Annotated in this window: 16 protein-coding genes, 1 tRNA gene and 1 pseudogene; 5 read left to right on the forward strand and 13 right to left on the reverse strand. The window is 70.9% G+C overall.

All coding sequences use genetic code 11. From position 1 onward, the window contains the following. The first annotated feature begins 804 nt into the window (after positions 1–804). The 4 genes from ACFWR9_RS20555 (at position 805) to ACFWR9_RS20570 (ending at position 5,381) form a co-directional block, all read left to right on the forward strand. Positions 805–2,976 (forward strand): DEAD/DEAH box helicase, encoded by a 2,172-nt coding sequence (locus ACFWR9_RS20555; RefSeq protein ID WP_383844048.1) that lies wholly within the window; start codon positions 805–807, stop codon positions 2,974–2,976. Positions 2,977–3,092: 116 nt separating this feature from the next. Continuing rightward, complete coding sequence (locus ACFWR9_RS20560) at positions 3,093–4,628, forward strand: amino acid permease (RefSeq protein WP_383844051.1); 1,536 nt, start codon at positions 3,093–3,095, stop codon at positions 4,626–4,628. Between the two features lie 110 nt (positions 4,629–4,738). Further along, positions 4,739–4,814: transfer RNA gene (locus tag ACFWR9_RS20565), tRNA-Lys, on the forward strand. Positions 4,815–5,141: 327 nt separating this feature from the next. Next, a complete protein-coding gene (locus ACFWR9_RS20570) occupies positions 5,142–5,381 on the forward strand; it encodes a helix-turn-helix domain-containing protein (RefSeq protein ID WP_383844053.1) in 240 nt (79 codons plus the stop codon). A gap of 85 nt (positions 5,382–5,466) precedes the next feature. Here the strand turns inward: ACFWR9_RS20570 and ACFWR9_RS20575 are convergent, their stop codons facing one another. Further along, positions 5,467–5,625: a hypothetical protein gene (locus tag ACFWR9_RS20575; RefSeq protein WP_383844056.1), complete on the reverse strand. Its 159-nt coding sequence runs from the start codon at positions 5,623–5,625 to the stop codon at positions 5,467–5,469. Continuing rightward, on the reverse strand, positions 5,622–6,008 hold the full coding sequence (locus ACFWR9_RS20580; protein WP_383844059.1) for a hypothetical protein: 387 nt from the start codon (positions 6,006–6,008) through the stop codon (positions 5,622–5,624). Before ACFWR9_RS20580 ends, ACFWR9_RS20575 begins: the two co-directional genes overlap by 4 nt. 185 nt (positions 6,009–6,193) lie before the next feature. On the opposite strand from ACFWR9_RS20580, the gene ACFWR9_RS20585 reads away from it, so the two are divergent. After that, positions 6,194–6,937: a GntR family transcriptional regulator gene (locus tag ACFWR9_RS20585; RefSeq protein ID WP_383844062.1), complete on the forward strand. Its 744-nt coding sequence runs from the start codon at positions 6,194–6,196 to the stop codon at positions 6,935–6,937. A gap of 63 nt (positions 6,938–7,000) precedes the next feature. Here ACFWR9_RS20585 and ACFWR9_RS20590 read toward each other — a convergent pair whose 3' ends face one another. The 11 genes and pseudogenes from ACFWR9_RS20590 to ACFWR9_RS20640 all read right to left on the reverse strand — a co-directional run bounded on the left by ACFWR9_RS20590 (position 7,001) and on the right by ACFWR9_RS20640 (position 17,999). Further along, the gene (locus ACFWR9_RS20590; protein WP_383844065.1) at positions 7,001–7,717 is read right to left on the reverse strand and encodes a collagen-like protein; all 717 of its coding nucleotides are present in this window, start codon (positions 7,715–7,717) and stop codon (positions 7,001–7,003) included. Beyond that, complete coding sequence (locus ACFWR9_RS20595; RefSeq protein WP_383844068.1) at positions 7,714–7,980, reverse strand: hypothetical protein; 267 nt, start codon at positions 7,978–7,980, stop codon at positions 7,714–7,716. The genes ACFWR9_RS20590 and ACFWR9_RS20595 overlap by 4 nt, the downstream gene beginning before the upstream one ends. A 44-nt stretch (positions 7,981–8,024) precedes the next feature. After that, a complete protein-coding gene (locus ACFWR9_RS20600) occupies positions 8,025–8,279 on the reverse strand; it encodes a hypothetical protein (protein WP_383844071.1) in 255 nt (84 codons plus the stop codon). An 11-nt stretch (positions 8,280–8,290) separates the two neighbouring features. After that, positions 8,291–8,632, reverse strand: a complete 342-nt coding sequence (locus ACFWR9_RS20605; protein ID WP_383844074.1) for a hypothetical protein — start codon at positions 8,630–8,632, stop codon at positions 8,291–8,293. A 365-nt stretch (positions 8,633–8,997) separates the two neighbouring features. Continuing rightward, positions 8,998–9,597 (reverse strand): annotated as a pseudogene (locus tag ACFWR9_RS20610) (N-acetylmuramoyl-L-alanine amidase); the annotation flags it as partial. A 65-nt stretch (positions 9,598–9,662) separates the two neighbouring features. Beyond that, entirely contained in the window at positions 9,663–11,468 is a 1,806-nt protein-coding gene (locus ACFWR9_RS20615) for a glycosyl hydrolase family 28-related protein (RefSeq protein WP_383844076.1), read from the reverse strand. Beyond that, positions 11,468–12,412: a hypothetical protein gene (locus tag ACFWR9_RS20620; protein ID WP_383844079.1), complete on the reverse strand. Its 945-nt coding sequence runs from the start codon at positions 12,410–12,412 to the stop codon at positions 11,468–11,470. Before ACFWR9_RS20620 ends, ACFWR9_RS20615 begins: the two co-directional genes overlap by 1 nt. 2 nt (positions 12,413–12,414) lie before the next feature. Next, complete coding sequence (locus ACFWR9_RS20625) at positions 12,415–13,602, reverse strand: siphovirus ReqiPepy6 Gp37-like family protein (protein ID WP_383844082.1); 1,188 nt, start codon at positions 13,600–13,602, stop codon at positions 12,415–12,417. After that, positions 13,599–14,555, reverse strand: coding sequence for a phage tail protein (locus tag ACFWR9_RS20630; protein ID WP_383844085.1), 957 nt, complete (start codon positions 14,553–14,555; stop codon positions 13,599–13,601). The genes ACFWR9_RS20625 and ACFWR9_RS20630 overlap by 4 nt, the downstream gene beginning before the upstream one ends. Then, on the reverse strand, positions 14,556–17,417 hold the full coding sequence (locus tag ACFWR9_RS20635; protein ID WP_383844088.1) for a PspA/IM30 family protein: 2,862 nt from the start codon (positions 17,415–17,417) through the stop codon (positions 14,556–14,558). A 132-nt stretch (positions 17,418–17,549) separates the two neighbouring features. Beyond that, a complete protein-coding gene (locus ACFWR9_RS20640) occupies positions 17,550–17,999 on the reverse strand; it encodes a hypothetical protein (protein WP_383844091.1) in 450 nt (149 codons plus the stop codon).

Here is a 17,999-nt window from a genome sequence, read left to right on the forward strand (position 1 = left end):
GGGGGGGGGCGCGCTGTCTGGTCTTCTCCTCCCGCGCGGGCTCGCGCCCGCGGGGCGTGCGGGGGGCGCGCGGGCGGGGGTCTGCGCCGCCCCCCCCCCCCCCCCGAGTCCGGAGGGGGCGTCAGGCCGTCGCACTCCACCGGGGAGCGGGGCGGCGAGGCCCCCGAGGGCGGCCCCGCGGGCTCGGGCGGGAACGCCGGATACGGCGCTGCGGCGGGCGACAAGGGGGACGGCAAGGGGAAGCGGGCCAAGGGCGGGGGCAAGGGCGACGGCAAGGGGAAGACCGGGGGCGCGAAGGGCAAGGGCGGGTCCGCGCCGGCGCAGCCCAAGGGGCGCGCGACCGGGACCCCGCCGCCGAAGGGCGGGGGCGACGGGCCGGGGCCCACCTGGACGCCGCCCCCGGAGCCCTCCCGGACGGTGGAGCCGGAGCCGACGCCGACCGAGCAACCGCCGACGCCCCCGACCACGGAGCCGACGGTGGCGGAGCCCTCCTCGTCGGCCCACGAGCCGCCGGGGACCCAACTCGCTCAGCGGGAACCGGCACCCGCGGCCGGGGCGCCGGCCTAGCCCTCCCCACCCCCGCTGAGCTGGGCATTGCGGGCCGGTTTGCCTTCGGGGGTGTGAGGTGCGTATGGTGGTAGATCGTTTGATCCCATTTGCCCGGCGCCACCGCAGAGCGCGCCGTGTGGCGCGTTCTCTCCCCCTGCCGTGGTGGACCGCATTGAGGCGGTCGTATTGCGAATCGCGATTCACGGAGTTGACGGGCGCGTGCCGACGAGAGACTCCGGAAGGTTTCGCATTCGCATGTCCATGACCAGTACCGATCACGCCGTCATGCCCGAGAACGCCGAAGGCGTCGAGGGCGCGACGGAGGCCGTAGAGGCCGCCGAGACCCCCGCGACCCCCGAGGTGACCTTCGCCGGCCTGGGGCTGCCCGAGGGCGTCGTGCGCAAGCTCGCGCAGAACGGCGTGACCACCCCCTTCCCCATCCAGGCCGCGACCATTCCGGACGCGCTGGCGGGCAAGGACATCCTCGGCCGGGGCCGCACCGGCTCCGGCAAGACCCTCTCCTTCGGTCTGCCGACCCTGGCCACGCTGGCCGGCGGCCGCACCGAGAAGCACAAGCCGCGCGCCGTCATCCTCACCCCGACCCGTGAGCTGGCCATGCAGGTCGCCGACGCGCTCCAGCCGTACGGCGACGTCATGGGCCTGAAGATGAAGGTCGTCTGCGGCGGCACCTCGATGGGCAACCAGATCTACGCCCTCGAGCGCGGCGTCGACATCCTGGTCGCCACCCCGGGCCGCCTGCGCGACATCATCAACCGCGGCGCCTGCTCCCTGGAGAACGTGCAGATCGCCGTTCTCGACGAGGCCGACCAGATGTCCGACCTGGGCTTCATGCCCGAGGTCACCGAGCTGCTCGACCAGGTCCCGGCGGGCGGCCAGCGGATGCTGTTCTCCGCGACCATGGAGAACGAGATCAAGACCCTGGTCGACCGGTACCTGGACAAGCCGGTCAGCCACGAGGTCGACGCCGCCCAGGGCGCCGTGACGACCATGTCGCACCACATCCTGGTCGTGAAGCCCAAGGACAAGGCGCCGGTCACCGCGGCCATCGCCTCCCGCAAGGGCCGCACCATCATCTTCGTCCGCACCCAGCTGGGCGCCGACCGCGTCGCCGAGCAGCTGCGCGACGCGGGCGCCAAGGCGGACGCGCTGCACGGCGGCATGACCCAGGGCGCGCGCACCCGCACGCTGGCCGACTTCAAGGACGGCTACGTCAACGTCCTGGTCGCCACCGACGTCGCCGCGCGCGGCATCCACGTCGACGGCATCGACCTGGTCCTGAACGTGGACCCGGCCGGCGACCACAAGGACTACCTGCACCGCGCCGGCCGTACGGCCCGCGCCGGCCGCACCGGCAGCGTGGTCTCCCTCTCCCTGCCGCACCAGCGCCGCCAGATCTTCCGGCTGATGGAGGACGCGGGCGTCGACGCCACGCGCCACATCATCCAGGGCGGCGCCGCCTTCGAGCCCGAGGTCGCCGAGATCACCGGGGCCCGGTCGATGACCGAGGTCCAGGCCGAGTCGGCGGGCAACGCCGCGCAGCAGGCCGAGCGCGAGGTCGCCCAGCTCACCAAGGAGCTGGAGCGGGCCCAGCGCCGCGCCACCGAGCTGCGCGGGGACGCGGACCGGCTGGTCGCCAGGGTCGCGCGGGAGCGGGGCGAGGACCCGGAGACGGTGCTGGCCGAGGTGGCCGCGGCCGCGTCCGAGACCGAGGTCTCGCTGCCCGAGCAGCCGGGCGCGCGCGACGTCGAGAAGGTGGAGAAGACGGAGCGCGGCGCCTCGGGCGGCCGCGACCGCTTCGCCGACCGCGGCGACCGTGGTGACCGCCGCGACGACCGTGGTGACCGTGGCGGGCGCTCCTTCGAGCGCCGTGACGACCGTGGTGACCGTGGTGGCTTCCGTCGCGACGACCGTCGTGACGACCGTGGTGGCCGTTCCTTCGAGCGTCGTGACGACCGTGGTGACCGCGGTGACCGTGGTGGCTTCCGCCGTGACGACCGCCGCGATGACCGTGGTGGCCGTTCCTTCGAGCGCCGTGACGACCGCGGTGGCTTCCGCCGTGACGACCGTCGTGACGACCGTGGCGGGCGTTCCTTCGAGCGCCGTGACGACCGCGGTGACCGCGGTGACCGTGGCGGCTTCCGCCGTGACGACCGCCGTGACGACCGTGGTGGCCGTTCCTTCGAGCGCCGTGACGACCGCGGTGGCTTCCGCCGCGACGACCGCGGTGACCGCGGCGGACACCGCGGCAGCGACCGCCCGTTCAACCGCGACCGCCAGGGCGACCGTCCCGGCTTCCGCTCCGGCGGCCACGACCGCCCGTCCGGCCGCCGTGACGACCACCGCGGTTCGTCCGGTTCGTCCTTCGGTCGCCGTGACGACAAGCCCCGCTGGAAGCGCAACGGCTGACGCCTGAACGTCCGTACGCGCCGTGGCCCCTGCCCTGACGGGTGGGGGCCACGGCGCTCTCGTTTCGGCCACGCGGTGACGCATGTCACGCCCGCCACAAGGGAATTGCTGGGGGCATGACAGATGACGCCAAGGCGAGTGGGCTGTCGGACGAGGAACGGCTGGCCCAGCTCGGCTACACCCAGGTTCTGGCCCGCCGCATGTCGGCGTTCTCCAACTACGCGGTCTCCTTCACCATCATCTCGGTCCTCTCCGGCTGCCTGACCCTGTATCTCTTCGGCATGAACACGGGCGGCCCCGCCGTCATCACGTGGGGCTGGGTCGCCGTCGGCCTGATGACCCTCTTCGTCGGCCTGGCGATGGCCGAGATCTGCTCGGCGTACCCGACGTCGGCCGGCCTGTACTTCTGGGCGCACCGCCTCGCGCCGCCCCGTACGGCGGCGGCCTGGGCGTGGTTCACGGGCTGGTTCAACGTGCTGGGTCAGGTCGCGGTGACCGCCGGCATCGACTTCGGCGCCGCGTCCTTCCTGGGCGCCTACCTGAACCTCCAGTTCGACTTCGAGGTCACGCCCGGCCGCACGATCCTCCTCTTCGCGGCCATCCTCGTCCTGCACGGCCTGCTGAACACCTTCGGCGTCCGCATCGTCGGCCTGCTGAACAGCGTCAGCGTCTGGTGGCACGTCCTCGGCGTCGCGGTGATCGTCGGCGCGCTGACCTTCGCGCCCGACCAGCACCAGTCGGCGTCGTTCGTGTTCGGCGAGTTCGTCAACAACACCGGCTGGGGCAGTGGCGTCTACGTCGTGCTGATCGGCCTGCTGATGGCCCAGTACACCTTCACCGGCTACGACGCCTCGGCCCACATGACGGAGGAGACGCACGACGCGTCCACGGCCGGACCGAAGGGCATCGTCCGCTCCATCTGGACGTCCTGGATCGCCGGTTTCGTGCTCCTCCTCGGCTTCACCTTCGCCATCCAGTCCTACGAGGGCGCCCTCACGTCCCCGACCGGCGCGCCGCCCGCCCAGATCCTCCTGGACGCGCTGGGCGCCACCGCGGGCAAGCTGCTGCTCCTGGTCGTCATCGGGGCGCAGCTGTTCTGCGGGATGGCCTCGGTGACGGCGAACAGCCGCATGATCTACGCCTTCTCCCGCGACGGCGCGCTGCCCTTCTCCCACGTCTGGCACACCGTGAACCCGCGCACCCGCACGCCGGTCGCGGCGGTCTGGCTGGCGGCCCTGTCCGCGCTGGTCCTCGGCCTGCCGTACCTGATCAACGTCACGGCGTACGCGGCGGTGACGTCGATCGCCGTCATCGGCCTCTACATCGCGTACGTCATCCCGACCCTGCTGCGGGTCCGCAAGGGCGACGCCTTCGAGCGCGGGCCGTGGCACCTGGGCCGCTGGTCCCGGGCGGTCGGCGTGGTCGCGGTGACGTGGGTCGGCGTCATCACGGTCCTGTTCATGCTGCCGCAGGTCTCCCCGGTCACCTGGGAGACCTTCAACTACGCGCCGATCGCCGTACTGGTCGTCCTCGGCTTCGCGGCGACCTGGTGGCTGGCCTCGGCCCGCCACTGGTTCCTCAACCCCGACCACGCCCGCACAAGGGCCCGCGCGGACGCCCGCGCGAACGCCCCCGAACCGGTGGACCCGTAGCCCCCGCCGCCCCTCCGACGCGGCCGTGACCCGGATACCCGATCGGCGTCACGGCCACGTCGGGCTATGCTCGGTGTGGCAACATCACGCAGCACCGCGCGACACCCCCTGGGCCCTTAGCTCAATTGGCAGAGCAGTGGACTTTTAATCCATTGGTTGTGGGTTCGAGTCCCACAGGGCCTACCAGTCGGACCCCAGCTCACAGCAGGAACGAGCTGGGGTCTTGTCCGTTTTGACCCACCGTCATGATCATCTGCTGGCCCGCTGCTGGCCCGAGGGTTCACGGAAGTGCGTGAGCGTGCGTGAGCGCTGCCGAGAGACATAGGAAGGGGCGGCCACCCGCTGGGGGTGACCGCCCTTCCCTGCGTCCAGCGTCCTCTCCTGGGGTGCCCTCCCGGGCAGCCGCAACGCCTTCGGCAGGCTCTCGCCGGGCGCGTGCCCGCGGCCTTCAAGATCACACAAATTAGGGTCGACCCTAATCACATTTGATCATGGGGCCGGTGGGGTGGACGGGTGTCACGTCCCACCCCGCCCGACGAGCGGGTCATCGCCCGCCGCCGCCAGGTCGGGGAGCGGATCCGGCACGTGCGCGAGCACCTGAATCTGTCTCAGGTCGACGTCTGCGGCCGGAGCGGTATCGACATTGCGACGTACAGCCGCATCGAGAACGGTCACGCGTCGCCCGTCCTGGACACGCTGATCCGGATCGCCGACGCCATGGGAGTTGAGCTTGAGGTCCTCGTACAGCGGTGAGCGGCCCGCCCTCGTTCGGGGTCGAGGGCGGGCAGCGGGGATCGCTACCGGCACGGCCGGCGTGTGGCGCGCCGGGAGCGGGGTCTCACCGGCCGCGCTTGACCGGGTACGTCTGCCGGGGTGGGGACGCCTTGCAGGGCTCCGGGTGCACGTAGACCGTGGCGCCGGCGCCGGACGGCGCCGGGATGTCGTACACCCTCGGCTCGCCCTCGATGAGCTCGCCGCAGCAGTCGCAGCGCCTCATCGGCGGCCGTCCCGCACGAGGCGGTACAGGGCACGGCTGGTCTCGCAGCGCTCGGCGGCGTCCACGCACTGTTCGCAGCTCGGGGCGTGGTCGAACAGGCCGCGGTGCGCACGGTCGGCGGTGCACTTCGGGCAGGCACGCGGGTACCAGCGCATGCCGTGCACCGAGCTGGTGCCCGACAGCGGGGTCTGCTGCTCGCCGAAGTCGACGGCGGTGTCAGCGGTCAGGCCGGCCTTGCACCAGACGCAGTTGGCGCCACGAACCTGGTCGTCGGTGAGTCCTTCGAGGCTGGGCAGCTGGAGTAAGGCGACGACGTCGGGCGCCACTTCGAGGGTTGTTGGGGGCTCTGCCGCCGCGGGGGGCAGGGCGGTACGGTGCGACATGTCGACTCCTCACCAGTCGGCGAGTCCCGGTGGTCGCACCCACGACCCCGGGACTCCGTGTGTCCTAGGGCACACCGTAGCGTGTCCTAGGACATGCCGTCACCGGTCTTGGCGGACACCCCCTCCCGCGATCTACGCGTGCCCTAGTACAGTCCCCCGTGCCCTAGGACACAGCAGGAGTTGCCATGTCAGAGCCTGACCACCCGTACATGCGAGTCGCCGAACGCATCCGCCGCCGCATCCTCGACGGCGCCCTGGCGGAAGGCGCGAAGCTTCCCGGCCAGCGGGACCTCGCCAAGAACGAGGGCGTCTCCGTCGCCACCCTCGGCCGGGCACTTGACCAACTCCAGGTCGAGGGCTACATCGTCACCAGCCGCCGCGGCACCTTCGTCGCCAACGCACCCGAGGTCGCGCCCTCCGGGTACGACCGGATCACCCGCGTCTTGCGTACCGGCTCCGTCCTCGCCGAGGGCGAAACGATGATCGTCACGACTGCCGAGTTGCTGAAGCCGCCGCAGTACGTGGCCGAGCTGTTCGACCTCGACGACGGCGACCAGATCGTCCACCGCCAGTGGCACACAGGGAAGGGCCAGCAGCGCACCGGCCTGTTCGTCACCTGGTACCCGGCGCACTTCGCCGCCGCCGTCCCCGAGCTGCTGTCGGCGTCCCGGCATTCCTCGCCGGGCCTGCTGATGAAGGTGCAGCAGGCGACGGGCAGGCGTCCCACGGCGGGCCGCGACGACATGCACGGCAGAGACGCCGACGCCCGCGAGGCCGGGTTCCTCGGACTGCGGATCGGCGCCCCGATCCTCGCCGGCGCCTCCCGCCTGTGGGACGACCAGGGCGTCATCGAGTACGCCGAGTGGTGTCTGCCGTACCGGATGACCGTGGGCTACGAGTACTCGTTCGACGCGGCGCCCGACGCCTGACCCCTAGACGCACGAAAGCGGCCCCGTTCTCCCCCAGGAAGGGGAGAACGGGGCCAGGGTCGTTCAGGGGTACTGGCGGCGTTGCGGGTCCAGGGCCAGCGAAAGCAGTCCAGAGGGCGTCTCCGAGTCTGAGCCGCCGTCTGATGGTGCGCCGTCGCGACGGCAGGCCAACGCGTCCGGGTCACTGGGAAGGGGCTGGAGGCTGTACCCCGCCGGGCAGTTGGGCCCCGCCGGGCCTTGCTCCCCGCGCGGCCCCTGCTCACCCTGCGGTCCGGCCGGCCCTGCGGGGCCCGCCGGACCACCGGGCCCCGGCTCGCCCTGCGGCCCCTGCACGCCGTCCGTGCCGTCGGCCCCCGCAGCGCCAGGCCCACCGTCCTCGCCCGGTGCTCCGTCCGTACCGTCCTCGCCCGGTGCGCCGTCCTCTCCCACGTCTCCCGGCTCGCCGTTCTTGCCCGGCCGCCCGGGCTCGCCCTGCGGGCCCGGGATCGGCACCGGTACCTCTGCGCGGGCGGGTAGATCGTCGATGGCCACCGAGGGGTCCGGCGCGGCCGGCGTCTTCCCCTCGGCGGACACCTGCGCCCGCAGGACGCGGACGTCTCCCGCGAGGGTGGATACGGCGTCGCCGCGGCGGTCGGCCTCGCTGGCCAGTTGGTCGGCGCGGCTGGCCTCGGCGTCGATGCGTGCCCAGATGAGGATCACGGCGCCGGACAGGGCGACCAGCCAGCACGCCAGCATGAGCGGTCGCCAGCGGCGGGCGAGTGCGCGCTCTGTCCGGGTCACGGTTGTCCTCCGAGGTCGGTGATGATTGCGCGGAGCCGGGTGATTTCGGCTTGGTCGGCGGCGCGCAGCGAGGCTTGTTCGGCAAGCCGCGCGTTCAGGTCGGTGCGCTCGGCCTTGAGGCTGTCGCGCTCTTCCTGGAGGTCGTTCGTGAGCGAGGAGTAGCCGGTGAGGGCGTTCTCCCCGCGCTTCCCCCAGAACGCCACCGCCGCGCCCAGCACCGTGCCCACGCCGGCTAGCAGACCGCCGAGAGTGGTGGCGTCCATGTCGCTCCTACTCGCTCGGGGCCTGCTACCGGCACGGCCTGGGGTCAGACGCCCTTGGCGAGGGACGCGCTGTTCGTGACGGCCCGGACTCTGGCGAGCAGCCCCTTGGCCAGGGAGAGGACGGCGCCGACGCCTCCCGCTGCGGCGGCGTACCACATGCTGCCGTCCAGGGGAGTGGTGATGGCGATGCCGCCGATGAACGACTGGAGGAAGGTGCTCAGCACCCGCTCCAGGAGATCGCGACCGTAGGTGCCAGCGGTCTTCACGACGGTCTCGCCGTCGAAGTGCAGCTCAGGCATGAGGTCCTCTTTCAGACGGGCTGCGCGAGGGAGCGGCAGCCGATGACGGTTCCGGAGGCGTTGCGTACCTCCCGGTAGGGGACAAGCAGGTCGCCGCGCCGGTCGGCGAGCGCCAGGGCGACGACGAGGGAGACGATGTAGTGGACGCCGTCCCGCTTGGGCGGGAGGTTCTGGGCGTGCCCGAACTCGACCAGCTCGGGCCACATACCGCCGCCGAGTTCGATCGTGGCCAGCCGCGCGGGCGCCGGTCCCGGTTCGATGACCTCGCGAAGGTACGGATCGAGGTCATCGCTGCCGTCCTCGCGCTCGTTCGCGTAGAGGCGGATCGGGTGTGGGGTGAGGTTGAGGATCACGCGTTGTCCGCGCCCGTGACATCGACGTCGACCTTCACGACGGCGTCGGCGATGGCGCGCTCTACGGCTTCCACGACCTGCTCGGTGGAGACGTCCGATCCGGCAAGCTGCGCGAGCTTGGCGACAGCAGCGGACAGCCCAGCGACCTGCGTGGACAGGGCCCGCACGATCTTGAGGGTGTCGCGGTTCTGAAGGTAGTCGTACCGGAGGTACGACTCAGCGGTCCAGTGCCGGTTGCCCTTCGAGTCCTTGGCGCCATCCGGTGAGGACAGCACGCCGTCCGTGGTGAACAGGGTCTGGACGTCGTCCTTGTCAGCCACGAGGGCCTCCTTCTCAGGGGTGGTGGTGTCGGCACCGGCGGGGCGCTTCAGGCGGGCGGAGACCCGGGCGCGCATCGACGCCATCGTGAAGCCGCGCGGGTCGACCTTCCCGGGCTGCCACTCCAGGTGGCCGATCACGGATCGCTCGTTCCAGCCGTGATGCCGGCAGACGGCGGCGGCAGCGCGCTCGATCGCCTCCAGCTGGACGGCGGGCCAGGGGTCGTCGCCGTCGCCGAGGTTCTCGCACTCGAAGCCGTAGAAGTGCCGGTTGCCGTCGGTGTTCGACTCGTTGTCGGAGGGCAGGGCCCGCTCGTCGATGACTGCGCGAAGGACGTCGTCGTCGCCGAGGCCGGCGTGGTTGGCGCGGCCGTAGCCCACGACGTGCACGCGGCCGTCTTTGGTGATGACGCCGTGGCACAGCGGACCGGGCAGCGCTGTGTATCCGGCTCGGCAGATCTCGACCGTGAGGGCGCTGCCCTTGGTCACCGTGTGGTGGATCATCACCCCGTTCACCGGACCGAACGGCCCCTTGTGGTTCCGGTTGTGCTCCGACGGCGGTCGGCCGTTCGTCTTCACCTCAAGGACGGTGAGGCCCTCGGCGCGCAGCGCGGCGATGAACGCCTTGTACGACATGGGTGTGGCCATGAAGCCTCCAGGCATGAGGAAGGCCCCGGGCCAGGCGGCGCGGGGCGAGCGGGTGGGGCGGGTGGCTACGCGGGTTCGAAGAGGACCCAGGCGACGCTCGACGTGTCCCCGGTACTCGTGGAGCTGATCGTGAAGCTGGTGCCCGCGGCATTGGTCACGGACAGGTGCCCGGGCGTGCCGCCGGTCGCCTGCCGGAAGACGGCCACCCGCGTGTTCGCTGTAACGCTTGTGTTGGCCACAGTCACCGTCCCGGACGCCAGCGTGCTCACACCCATGCGGGCGTTGGCGCCCTCGGCGATCGCGACGCCTCCGCCGGCGCCGCCCAAGTTGAGGGCCTTGGCTTGGCCGGCCCAGATGTTCCACTGGCCGTTCGACTGTCCGGAGGCCAGAGCGGCGTATCCGCCGACGTTGAGGTTTCCGGCGACGTCGGTCGGCGGGGCGAACGCGTCGACCGGGGCGGCGGTGGTGCCGGTGCGCTCGGCGATGTTCAGACCGCGACGCAGGACCGTGTTGTCGCCCGCGTCGGACCAGCCCGCAGTCGCCGCGTGCAGGAACCCCGAGTCGACGCTGACGTAGGTGCATCCGGTGAACCGCGCCCCGTACTCGGGGCTGTTGATCTGGGTACCGTCGTCGTCCGTGCCTGGATAGCAGGTGACCATGCCGACCAGCACGGGGACCGTGGCGCCATCGCAGGCGAGGCCCGCGTAGCCGCCGCCGCCGAGACCGTTGTTGCGCCCGTCGCGGCGGGTGAGCAGGTTCTCGACCTGGATCGGCGGGTTGCCGGTGGCGTCGACAAGGACGCCGTTGTACCCGTTGCGGTCGGTCGAGCAGCCGCCGAGGAGCATGCCGCCCGAGCCGGTTCCGATCGCCCAATTCCCGGTCAGGTGGAATCCGTTGTTGACGTTCCATTCGGCGCGGCAGCCGATCGCGTGGCTGTTCGCTGCGTTGGCGATCTCGAAGCCGTTCGCCCCACAGCCGATCGCCTGGCAGTCCATGAACGTGATGTCGGTCATTACCTCCATGGCAAAGCCGTGCCAACCCACGTTGTCGACCATGACGCGGTGGAGTCGCCAGCTGTACGGGAACTTCCCGGCGTTGGCCTCCGTGTGGATGCCGGCGCCGGTGACCTTACGGATCGTCACATCCCGCAGGCCGACGTTCTGAATGTTTCCTCGGGCACGGATCCCGTCGATACCCGGAGTCGTCAGGTCAGACCCGTCGATCATCACGTTCAGGATGCGGTGCTCTGCGCTGATCGTGGGGTATCCGCCGTCGATCTCGTCGAGGAACGAGATCACCGCGGTGCCCTCGAAGGCGGGCAGCGGCTTGATGTAGCACGGCGGGTCGACCAGGTTGGGCACGGTCATGAGGTTGGTGTGCGTGCTCATGAGCGTCACGCCTGGCGGGACGGACAGAGTGGCACTGGTGCGGTACGGACGCCCGGGCGCGTACACGATGCTGCCCATCGGGCACGCGTCGAGCGCGGCCTGGATCGCAGCGGTGTCGTCCGTGACGCCGTCGCCGGCCGCCCCGAAGTCGAGGACGTTGAACCAGTCGCGGACCGATCCCGCCGGGGCGTCCGCGCTGTCGCCGACAGAGTGCGCCTCCATCCACACACGGCTGACGCCGCCCGCGTCGGCCCACATCCCCACCACTCCGTCCGGGCCCTGGAAGCGGGGCACGAGCCCCTGCCCGTCGGCGACGATCTCGGTGACCGGGTCGCCCGCGGCGCTGAGGAGGTCCGTGTACTGGGTGCCTCCGTCGGCCGCCGACCAGAAGGCGAGAGTCGTCCCCGGCGCCACCGTCCATAGGCCGTCGCTGGGACGAACCACGTAGTCGGCGATGCCAGCGCCGTACTCGTATCTGGCCATCAGTCCACCACCCAACTCGGTCCGCTCATGGTGAGGACGTAGTCCCCCCGGTCGATCGTCGGCTTCTGCACCAGCCACACCTGGCCCGGCTTGTCGGACGCCTTGGAGTAGATCGTGATGCGGCCGATGGACACGCCCTCGATGTACGCCAGCGCGTACTGATCTCGGCTCCGGTGCTGGAAGGCGACCGGGATCTGTGCGGGCAGCCGCGACTCGGAGCTACCCGCCAGGCTGCTCTGCTCACGGCGGAACGAGCCGAGGCGCAGGCAGACGATGCCGTTGCGGCGCTCGATCACCGGGGTGACACCGATGGACCACACCGGGGTGATCAGGCTGTTGATCTCGATATCGCCGGTGTCGTCGAACACCAGCTTCCATGCGGTTCCGGTCCAGATCCGCATCGTGCCGGTGTCGGTCTCGAAGCACTGCTCACCGAGCCGCGGCCTCGGGTTGCGGGTCGTCGACGTGCACGGCCGAACCCTCGTCCCCACGTACTGCTCGGCGCGGGTCACGGTGACCGACGAGGCGCCGCCGAGGATCCGGGCCTGCGCAAGGGGGATCTCGTAGACGCCAGTGGTTCCGGTCTGCTGCGTGAGCGCCGGCGCCCCGGACCCGGGGGTGCCGCCGACGACGCCCACGCGGACGGTCCAGTCGGAGCGGTCCAGCCGAAGGACGATCCAGTCGATACGGGCCTGGCTGGAGATGTTCGCGGACAGGGCGACGCTCACGGCGGTGCTGCCCGAGTACCAGCCGTGCCCGCGCACCGAGGCGGCCACGTCCGCGCGGACGTTCACGGACAGGCCAGTGCCGGCCGTGACGACCTGCGTGTCCGTCGGGTCCCCGTACACCCCATCGTCGGAGAACCGCGAGGCCAACAGCTCGTGCTCGTCGTCGGTCACCTGCCTGGTGTTGTGGCCCGGGCTCGGATAGGACTCTTCGGCCACGGTCACCCCCTCCCTTCGAGTTGTCCCAGCCGGTAGGCCAGGTCACGCACGGTCCATACCGTGCGCGTCAGCGTGGTCTTGTCGTTGTTGCCGATGACGATGGTCACCAGCTCACCGCTGTCGGGCTCGGCGGCCAGGCCGATGGACCGCACCACGTCGGCGATCTCCAGCCCGGTCGGCAGGACGACCGCGACCAGGTCGCCGAGGCCGAAGTCCCGGCCCGCCCGCAGGTCCTCCGTGTCGACGGTGACCGTGGACAGGGAAGCGGTCGCCTTGTCGTTGCCGAACGCGAGACGGCCGGCCTGGGTGAGTTCGCCCTCGGAGTCGTCGTCGATGCCGGACTTCTCGGTGAACTTCTCCACCCGCCACCAGTCGACGTGCTGATTGGAGGTGACCTCCACGTAGACCCGCTCGTAGGCCGGATCGCCCTGGGGCGGATCGTCGGCCGGGTCGTTGCCGCCCATGACCAGCTCGGACGTGGCGAGCGGGGCGCCCATGGTGAAGGCGACGCTGCGAAGGTTGCCGAGACCGTCGGAGAACCGGGCGGTCCTGGAGAGGTCCCGGGGCTGGTACACCCCAAACCGGATCTCGTCGCCGACCTGCCGGGTACGAAAGCCGAGCCCGTCAGTGACGGCCGCCGTGCGGCACGCGTCCAGCAGCGGCTCGAACCGCGTGCTCACGGTCTGGCTGGTGCCCACGGCGGCGACGGTGTCGAGGACCAGCCGTTCGATACGCCGCGCGGTCAGGGCGCCGGGCCCACAGTTCTCGTTGACCAGCGTCCGGATGATCGTCTCCGCGTTCGTAGCGGTGAGCTTGCGGACCTTGTCGCTGGTCTTGGTCTGCGTCGCGAAGCTCTTGGCGGGCTCCGGGTACGTGAGGTACCCGGCGATCCGGGCCAGGTCGTCGGAGAACCTCACGGTGACCGTGCCCACGCCCGCGTTCGACCCCAGGTCCCATGCGTAGTCCTGCGGTTCCTCCATCGGCCCGGCGCACCAGATCTGGTTGTCCCGCAGGACGACGAGACGGTTGCCGGGCTGCAGCAGCTCCATGACCTCCTGCCGCGCGGGCAGCTGCACGCTGCCGGAGGCGGGCGCGTTGAAGTTGAGGTCACAACTGAGCTTGGTCCAGCCGGTGATGGGGTCGCCGAGGAAGCTCAGGTTGCGGTCGGTGACCAGCAGTTGCACCGTCATGCCGTCTCGTATCTCGGATAGTAGGTGAGATCCACGGCGCTGCCCGCCTCCGCGCCTGCGAGCTGGAACGTCACCGCGGTCTCCCCGGGCGGGAGGGACCACAGGATCGCCTCGGGCCAGTTGAGCCCGGCGACGAGGTTCTCCCCGGTACCGGACCGGGCGCGCGGCGGATCGGTGGAGATCGTCACGGTCTCCCCGGCCAGGAGCGCGCCGTGGCTGGTGGCCGCCATGTCGAGGGTGAACGCCTCGCCGGTGTCCTCGCGGGTGAACTCGATCGAGGTGGCTGGCCCGGTGATGTGCCACTCGGGCCACACGTCGACGTCGCCAGGGTTCACGACGGTCGTCGCGCCGAGAACCTGGCTGGAGGACACCGACGGGTACGGCGCCAGGTAGTCGACCCCGGTCCCGGTCTCCCGGTGAACGGTCTGCGCGTGGACGTCCAGCCAGTACGGGTCTTCGCACCACAGGGTGAGGACCGCGCTGTCCCAGGTGATGCCGGTCGCGGTCCGGCCCTGGCCGTCCCAGCCGTCGCTGTAGTAGACGGCGATCCGCCGGGCGGAGCCGTCCGGGCGCGCCACCTCCAGCCAGCCCGGCCCCTCCCGCAGCGTCCGCGTGAACGCCCTCGCCAGGTCCCGCCAGTTCTTCACGAACTTGGTGTGGTCGGCGCCCTTGACCAGCAGCGGCCACACGATGTTCCGGGCCTGCGGCTGGACGTGCCGCAGGCGGGACCCGCCGCGCGGGTGAGGGTCCGCGGTCAGGGTGTACGGCGCGGCCCCCAGCCCGGACACGCCCTCCGCGAGGGTGTACCACTCGGCGGACAGGTCCGTCATCGGCCACCGCTCGCCGGACGGGTCCACGTAGGTGATCGACGCATAGCCGATCTCCGGGACGTCGACCGGGGGCGGAACCTCCGGTACCTCCGGGGTGACGACTGCCGCGGTGATGATGGGCATCTATCGAGGCCTCCCCACACGCATGCGCGCCTCTTCCTGCCGCGTGATCAGCTCGACGTCCCTGGCGTCGATGACCGACTTCTGCGGGTAGATGTTGTACGAGACAGACGTGCCCTGGGAGGGACCAGCCGTTGGTGCCGTCGCGGCGGCCGGACGACCAGGTGAGGGCGCCGCCCTGCCGATCCATGCGGGCATCGACCCGGAGTTGAGGGCGTGGAACAGGTCCTCGCCGTACCGGTCGACCATGGCCTCCCGGATGACGAACTCCCCGTTGGACAGCCACGGCGCGGGCACGTCGTCACTCGTCCCAGTGCCCGGCCCTTTCACCCGGCCGCCGACGCTGTACCCGGTCTTGAAGCCGTCGCCCGTGTACAGGCCGCCCGTCGCGCCGACGATGTCGTGCTGCGAGCGGCCTTGCAGGTACTTCGTCACGTACTGGGTGACGATCGTGTTCGTGACGGTGGTCGACGCGTTGTCCCCGTCCAGGTTCCTCAGAGCTTTGTCGACGGCGCCGATGCTGCCGATGGCCTGCCCGTTGGCGGTGTACACCTCGGTCCGCCCGTCCGGCAGGCGGCGGGTCTTCAGCCCGACGGCCTCCAGCGCGGCGATCGCCGCTGCGTTGAGCGTGTCGACCGTGACGGTGTGCGAGTCCGGCGTCCGCTCGATCTCGGTCTGGACGTTGTTCAGTCCGGCGATGGCGTCCTGCCGTTCCAGGATCACGTTCGTGCGGATGTCCTCCGGAGTGCCGAGGAGCGTGTTGACGTACTCCTGCGCCTCCCTGTCGGACATGCCCGTCGCCGACGCCAGCTCCAGCATCTTGGCGCGCAGCGTCTCGGACTTCCCCGTCATCGACGCCAGCGACTCACCGGCCGCCAACCCGCTGGCCAGCATCTCGTCATGCGCCTTGGCGGCCGCGCTCATGGCCTGGCCGTTGGCCCGGCCCGACTCGGTGTTGAGGTCGAGCGTCGCCCCGTTCTGCGCGAACGATTCGGTGAGCGCGTCGAGGCCGGCCTCGAAGCCGATCTGCGCGTCGTAGGCGCTGCGGTTCGCATCGTTGAGGGCGATGATGCTCTGCCTCAGCCCGTCCGCGGACTGCTTCTGTGCGTCGAGCTTGTCCTGTACCGCGAGGGCCTGGGCGCCGAAGATGCCCATGGACTGTGCGGCCAGCTCCTGCTCCAGGGCCTGCCCGGCCAGGGCGTCGTTGTAGGCGGTGAGCTTGTCCCGCAGCCCGTCTGTGCTCTGGCCCTGCGCCTCCAGCTGCTCGATGGTCCGCGCGAGCGCCTCAGCGGCCATGTCCGCGTTGCCGCTGGACACCATGTCGGCCAGCGCCTCGTCGAACGCGGAGAGGTCCTCCTTGGCCTGCTTCACCGGGGTGGAGTCCATGCCGAAGAACGACACGATGGACTGCTGAACCTGGTCCAGCCCCTTCGGGTCGACCACCTTCTGGATGGCGTCGCCGAGACCGGACAGGTCACCGCCGTACACGCGCATCGCCTCGCCCGACACTTTGCCCGACTGGGCAAGTTCGGTGAGCGATGTCGACAGCGCGTCCACGTCCGGCTTGGGCTTCTGGCTGCCGGCCGACAGGGCGTCCAGGGTGATCAGCAGCAGCCCCAGCCCGGTGCCCGCCACCGCGAGTTTCGCGGTACGGGACAGGCCCGTGATCGCGGCGCCAGCACCGGCGAGCGCCCCGGGCGCACCGGCCGCCGCGACGCGCATGGCGCCGATCTGCACGCCGAGCGCGGCCACGGCCGCGCTGGCCGCGGCGCCGCCGGCCGCCGCCAGCTTCACGGCCTTGATGGCGATGGCCAGCTGGAGGATCGTCGCAATGGCCTCGGGCGGCACCGCGCTGACGATCTCGGACAGAACGTTGACGACGTCGAGCATGCCAACGCCCACGTCCGCTCCGGCCTCCAGGACGTTGAAGAGGGCTTCGCCGATGTTCTCCAGCGTGTCCCAGACGACTGGCCCCTGTGCCTGTGCCCAGTCGAAGAACTCGGCGACCCCGCCGCCGTCGTACTCGCCCGACTGGACCTTGGCCAGGAAGACGGTCAGCTTGTCGATGCCGTTGTCGAGGGTGTCCGTAGCGAACGTGGTGAACTTCTGGTTCATCGCGTCGAAGCCGGGCGTGCTGATGCCGCCGGCCACGAGGGTGATCAGCCGGTCGAACTGCGTAGAGGCGCCCTTGACCAGGCCCGTCGTCTCGGGAAGCAAGGCGTTGGCGACGGCGACGCCCTTGGTGAACGGGGCCATCACGTCGCCGGAGAGGCTGTCGGACCACTGGTCGTAGTTGTCCTTCAGCAGGCCGACCGCGACGGCGGCGTCCCGCGTCTCGGGGGTGAGCGCGGCCAGGCGCCGCTCGTACTCCAGCGCCGCCTTTCCAGCCTCCGCGCTACCAGCGCCAGAGGTGGCCAGAGCCTCCTCGTACTTCTCCTGCGCCTCGGCCGCCTCACTGATCTTCCCGATCTGCGGTCCGAGCGCGAGCGCGTAAGCACCCGCCGCGACCGCGCCGGCGCCGAGCTGCGCGGCGACGGCCGCCGCGCTGCTCGCCAGACCAGCCGCTGCCGGGATCGCGGCCGGCAGCAGCGAGATGAGGTTGGCCTTGATGGACTCGCCGAGTTTGCCGGACGCGTCCGACAGATCGGCCATGCTGCGCCGGACCTGGCCCGTGGTGTCGTCGACCCGCCGCTGCGCATCCGCCAGCGTAAGGAACCGGCCCTGGAGGTCACGCAGGTTCCCGTCTGCGTCCGTGGTGATCCCCGCCAGCCGCAACCTGAGCCGGTCCGCGCTGTCGGCGGTGCCGTCCAGGACGCGGGACAGTTCGTCGCGGCCGGCCAGCGTGAACGTGAGGCGCTCCGCCATGTCACCCCCTCAGTGTTGCGACGTGCCGGTCAAGCCACGCGACCAGGCGCAGGAAACGGGAGACGGACAGCCGGTCGATCTCGGAGGGCTGCATGTGCAGGTAGTGCATCAGCAGCGGCTCGTACTCCTGGATCAGTCCTCGGAGTCCTGGCGGCGCTTCACCAGGTGGCCTTTTCCCAGCCCGTCCAGCGCGGCGTCGACGTCGGCCGGGTCCTGCGCGAGCTTGCGCAGGTGCGGGGCCAGGAGGTCGATCTGCGTGTCCTCGGACTTGCTGCTGATGGCCTGCAGCATCAGGTTGCTCAGGGCGTCCTCGATCTCCGGCCGCGTGATCCGCGCCTTCAGCCGGCGCCTCCAGCCCGGGATGTCGAAGTCGTCGAACTTGAGGTCGGCCTGTTCCCGGCGGCGGAAGATCCAGACGACGGCCCGCAGCGCGGTGGGGTCCTGGAGTTGCAGCAGGGCTTCGATGCGCTGCCACTGCGAGCCGCCCATCGCGGCCTCGATGTCCGCCGCCTCGCGGGCCGTGAGGTCGTCGGTCGACAGCTCCTCTACGGTGCCGTCGGACAGCGTGTGCGTGATGATCAC

The organism is Streptomyces sp. NPDC058534 (assembly GCF_042717365.1).
Classification (GTDB): Bacteria; Actinomycetota; Actinomycetes; order Streptomycetales; family Streptomycetaceae; genus Streptomyces.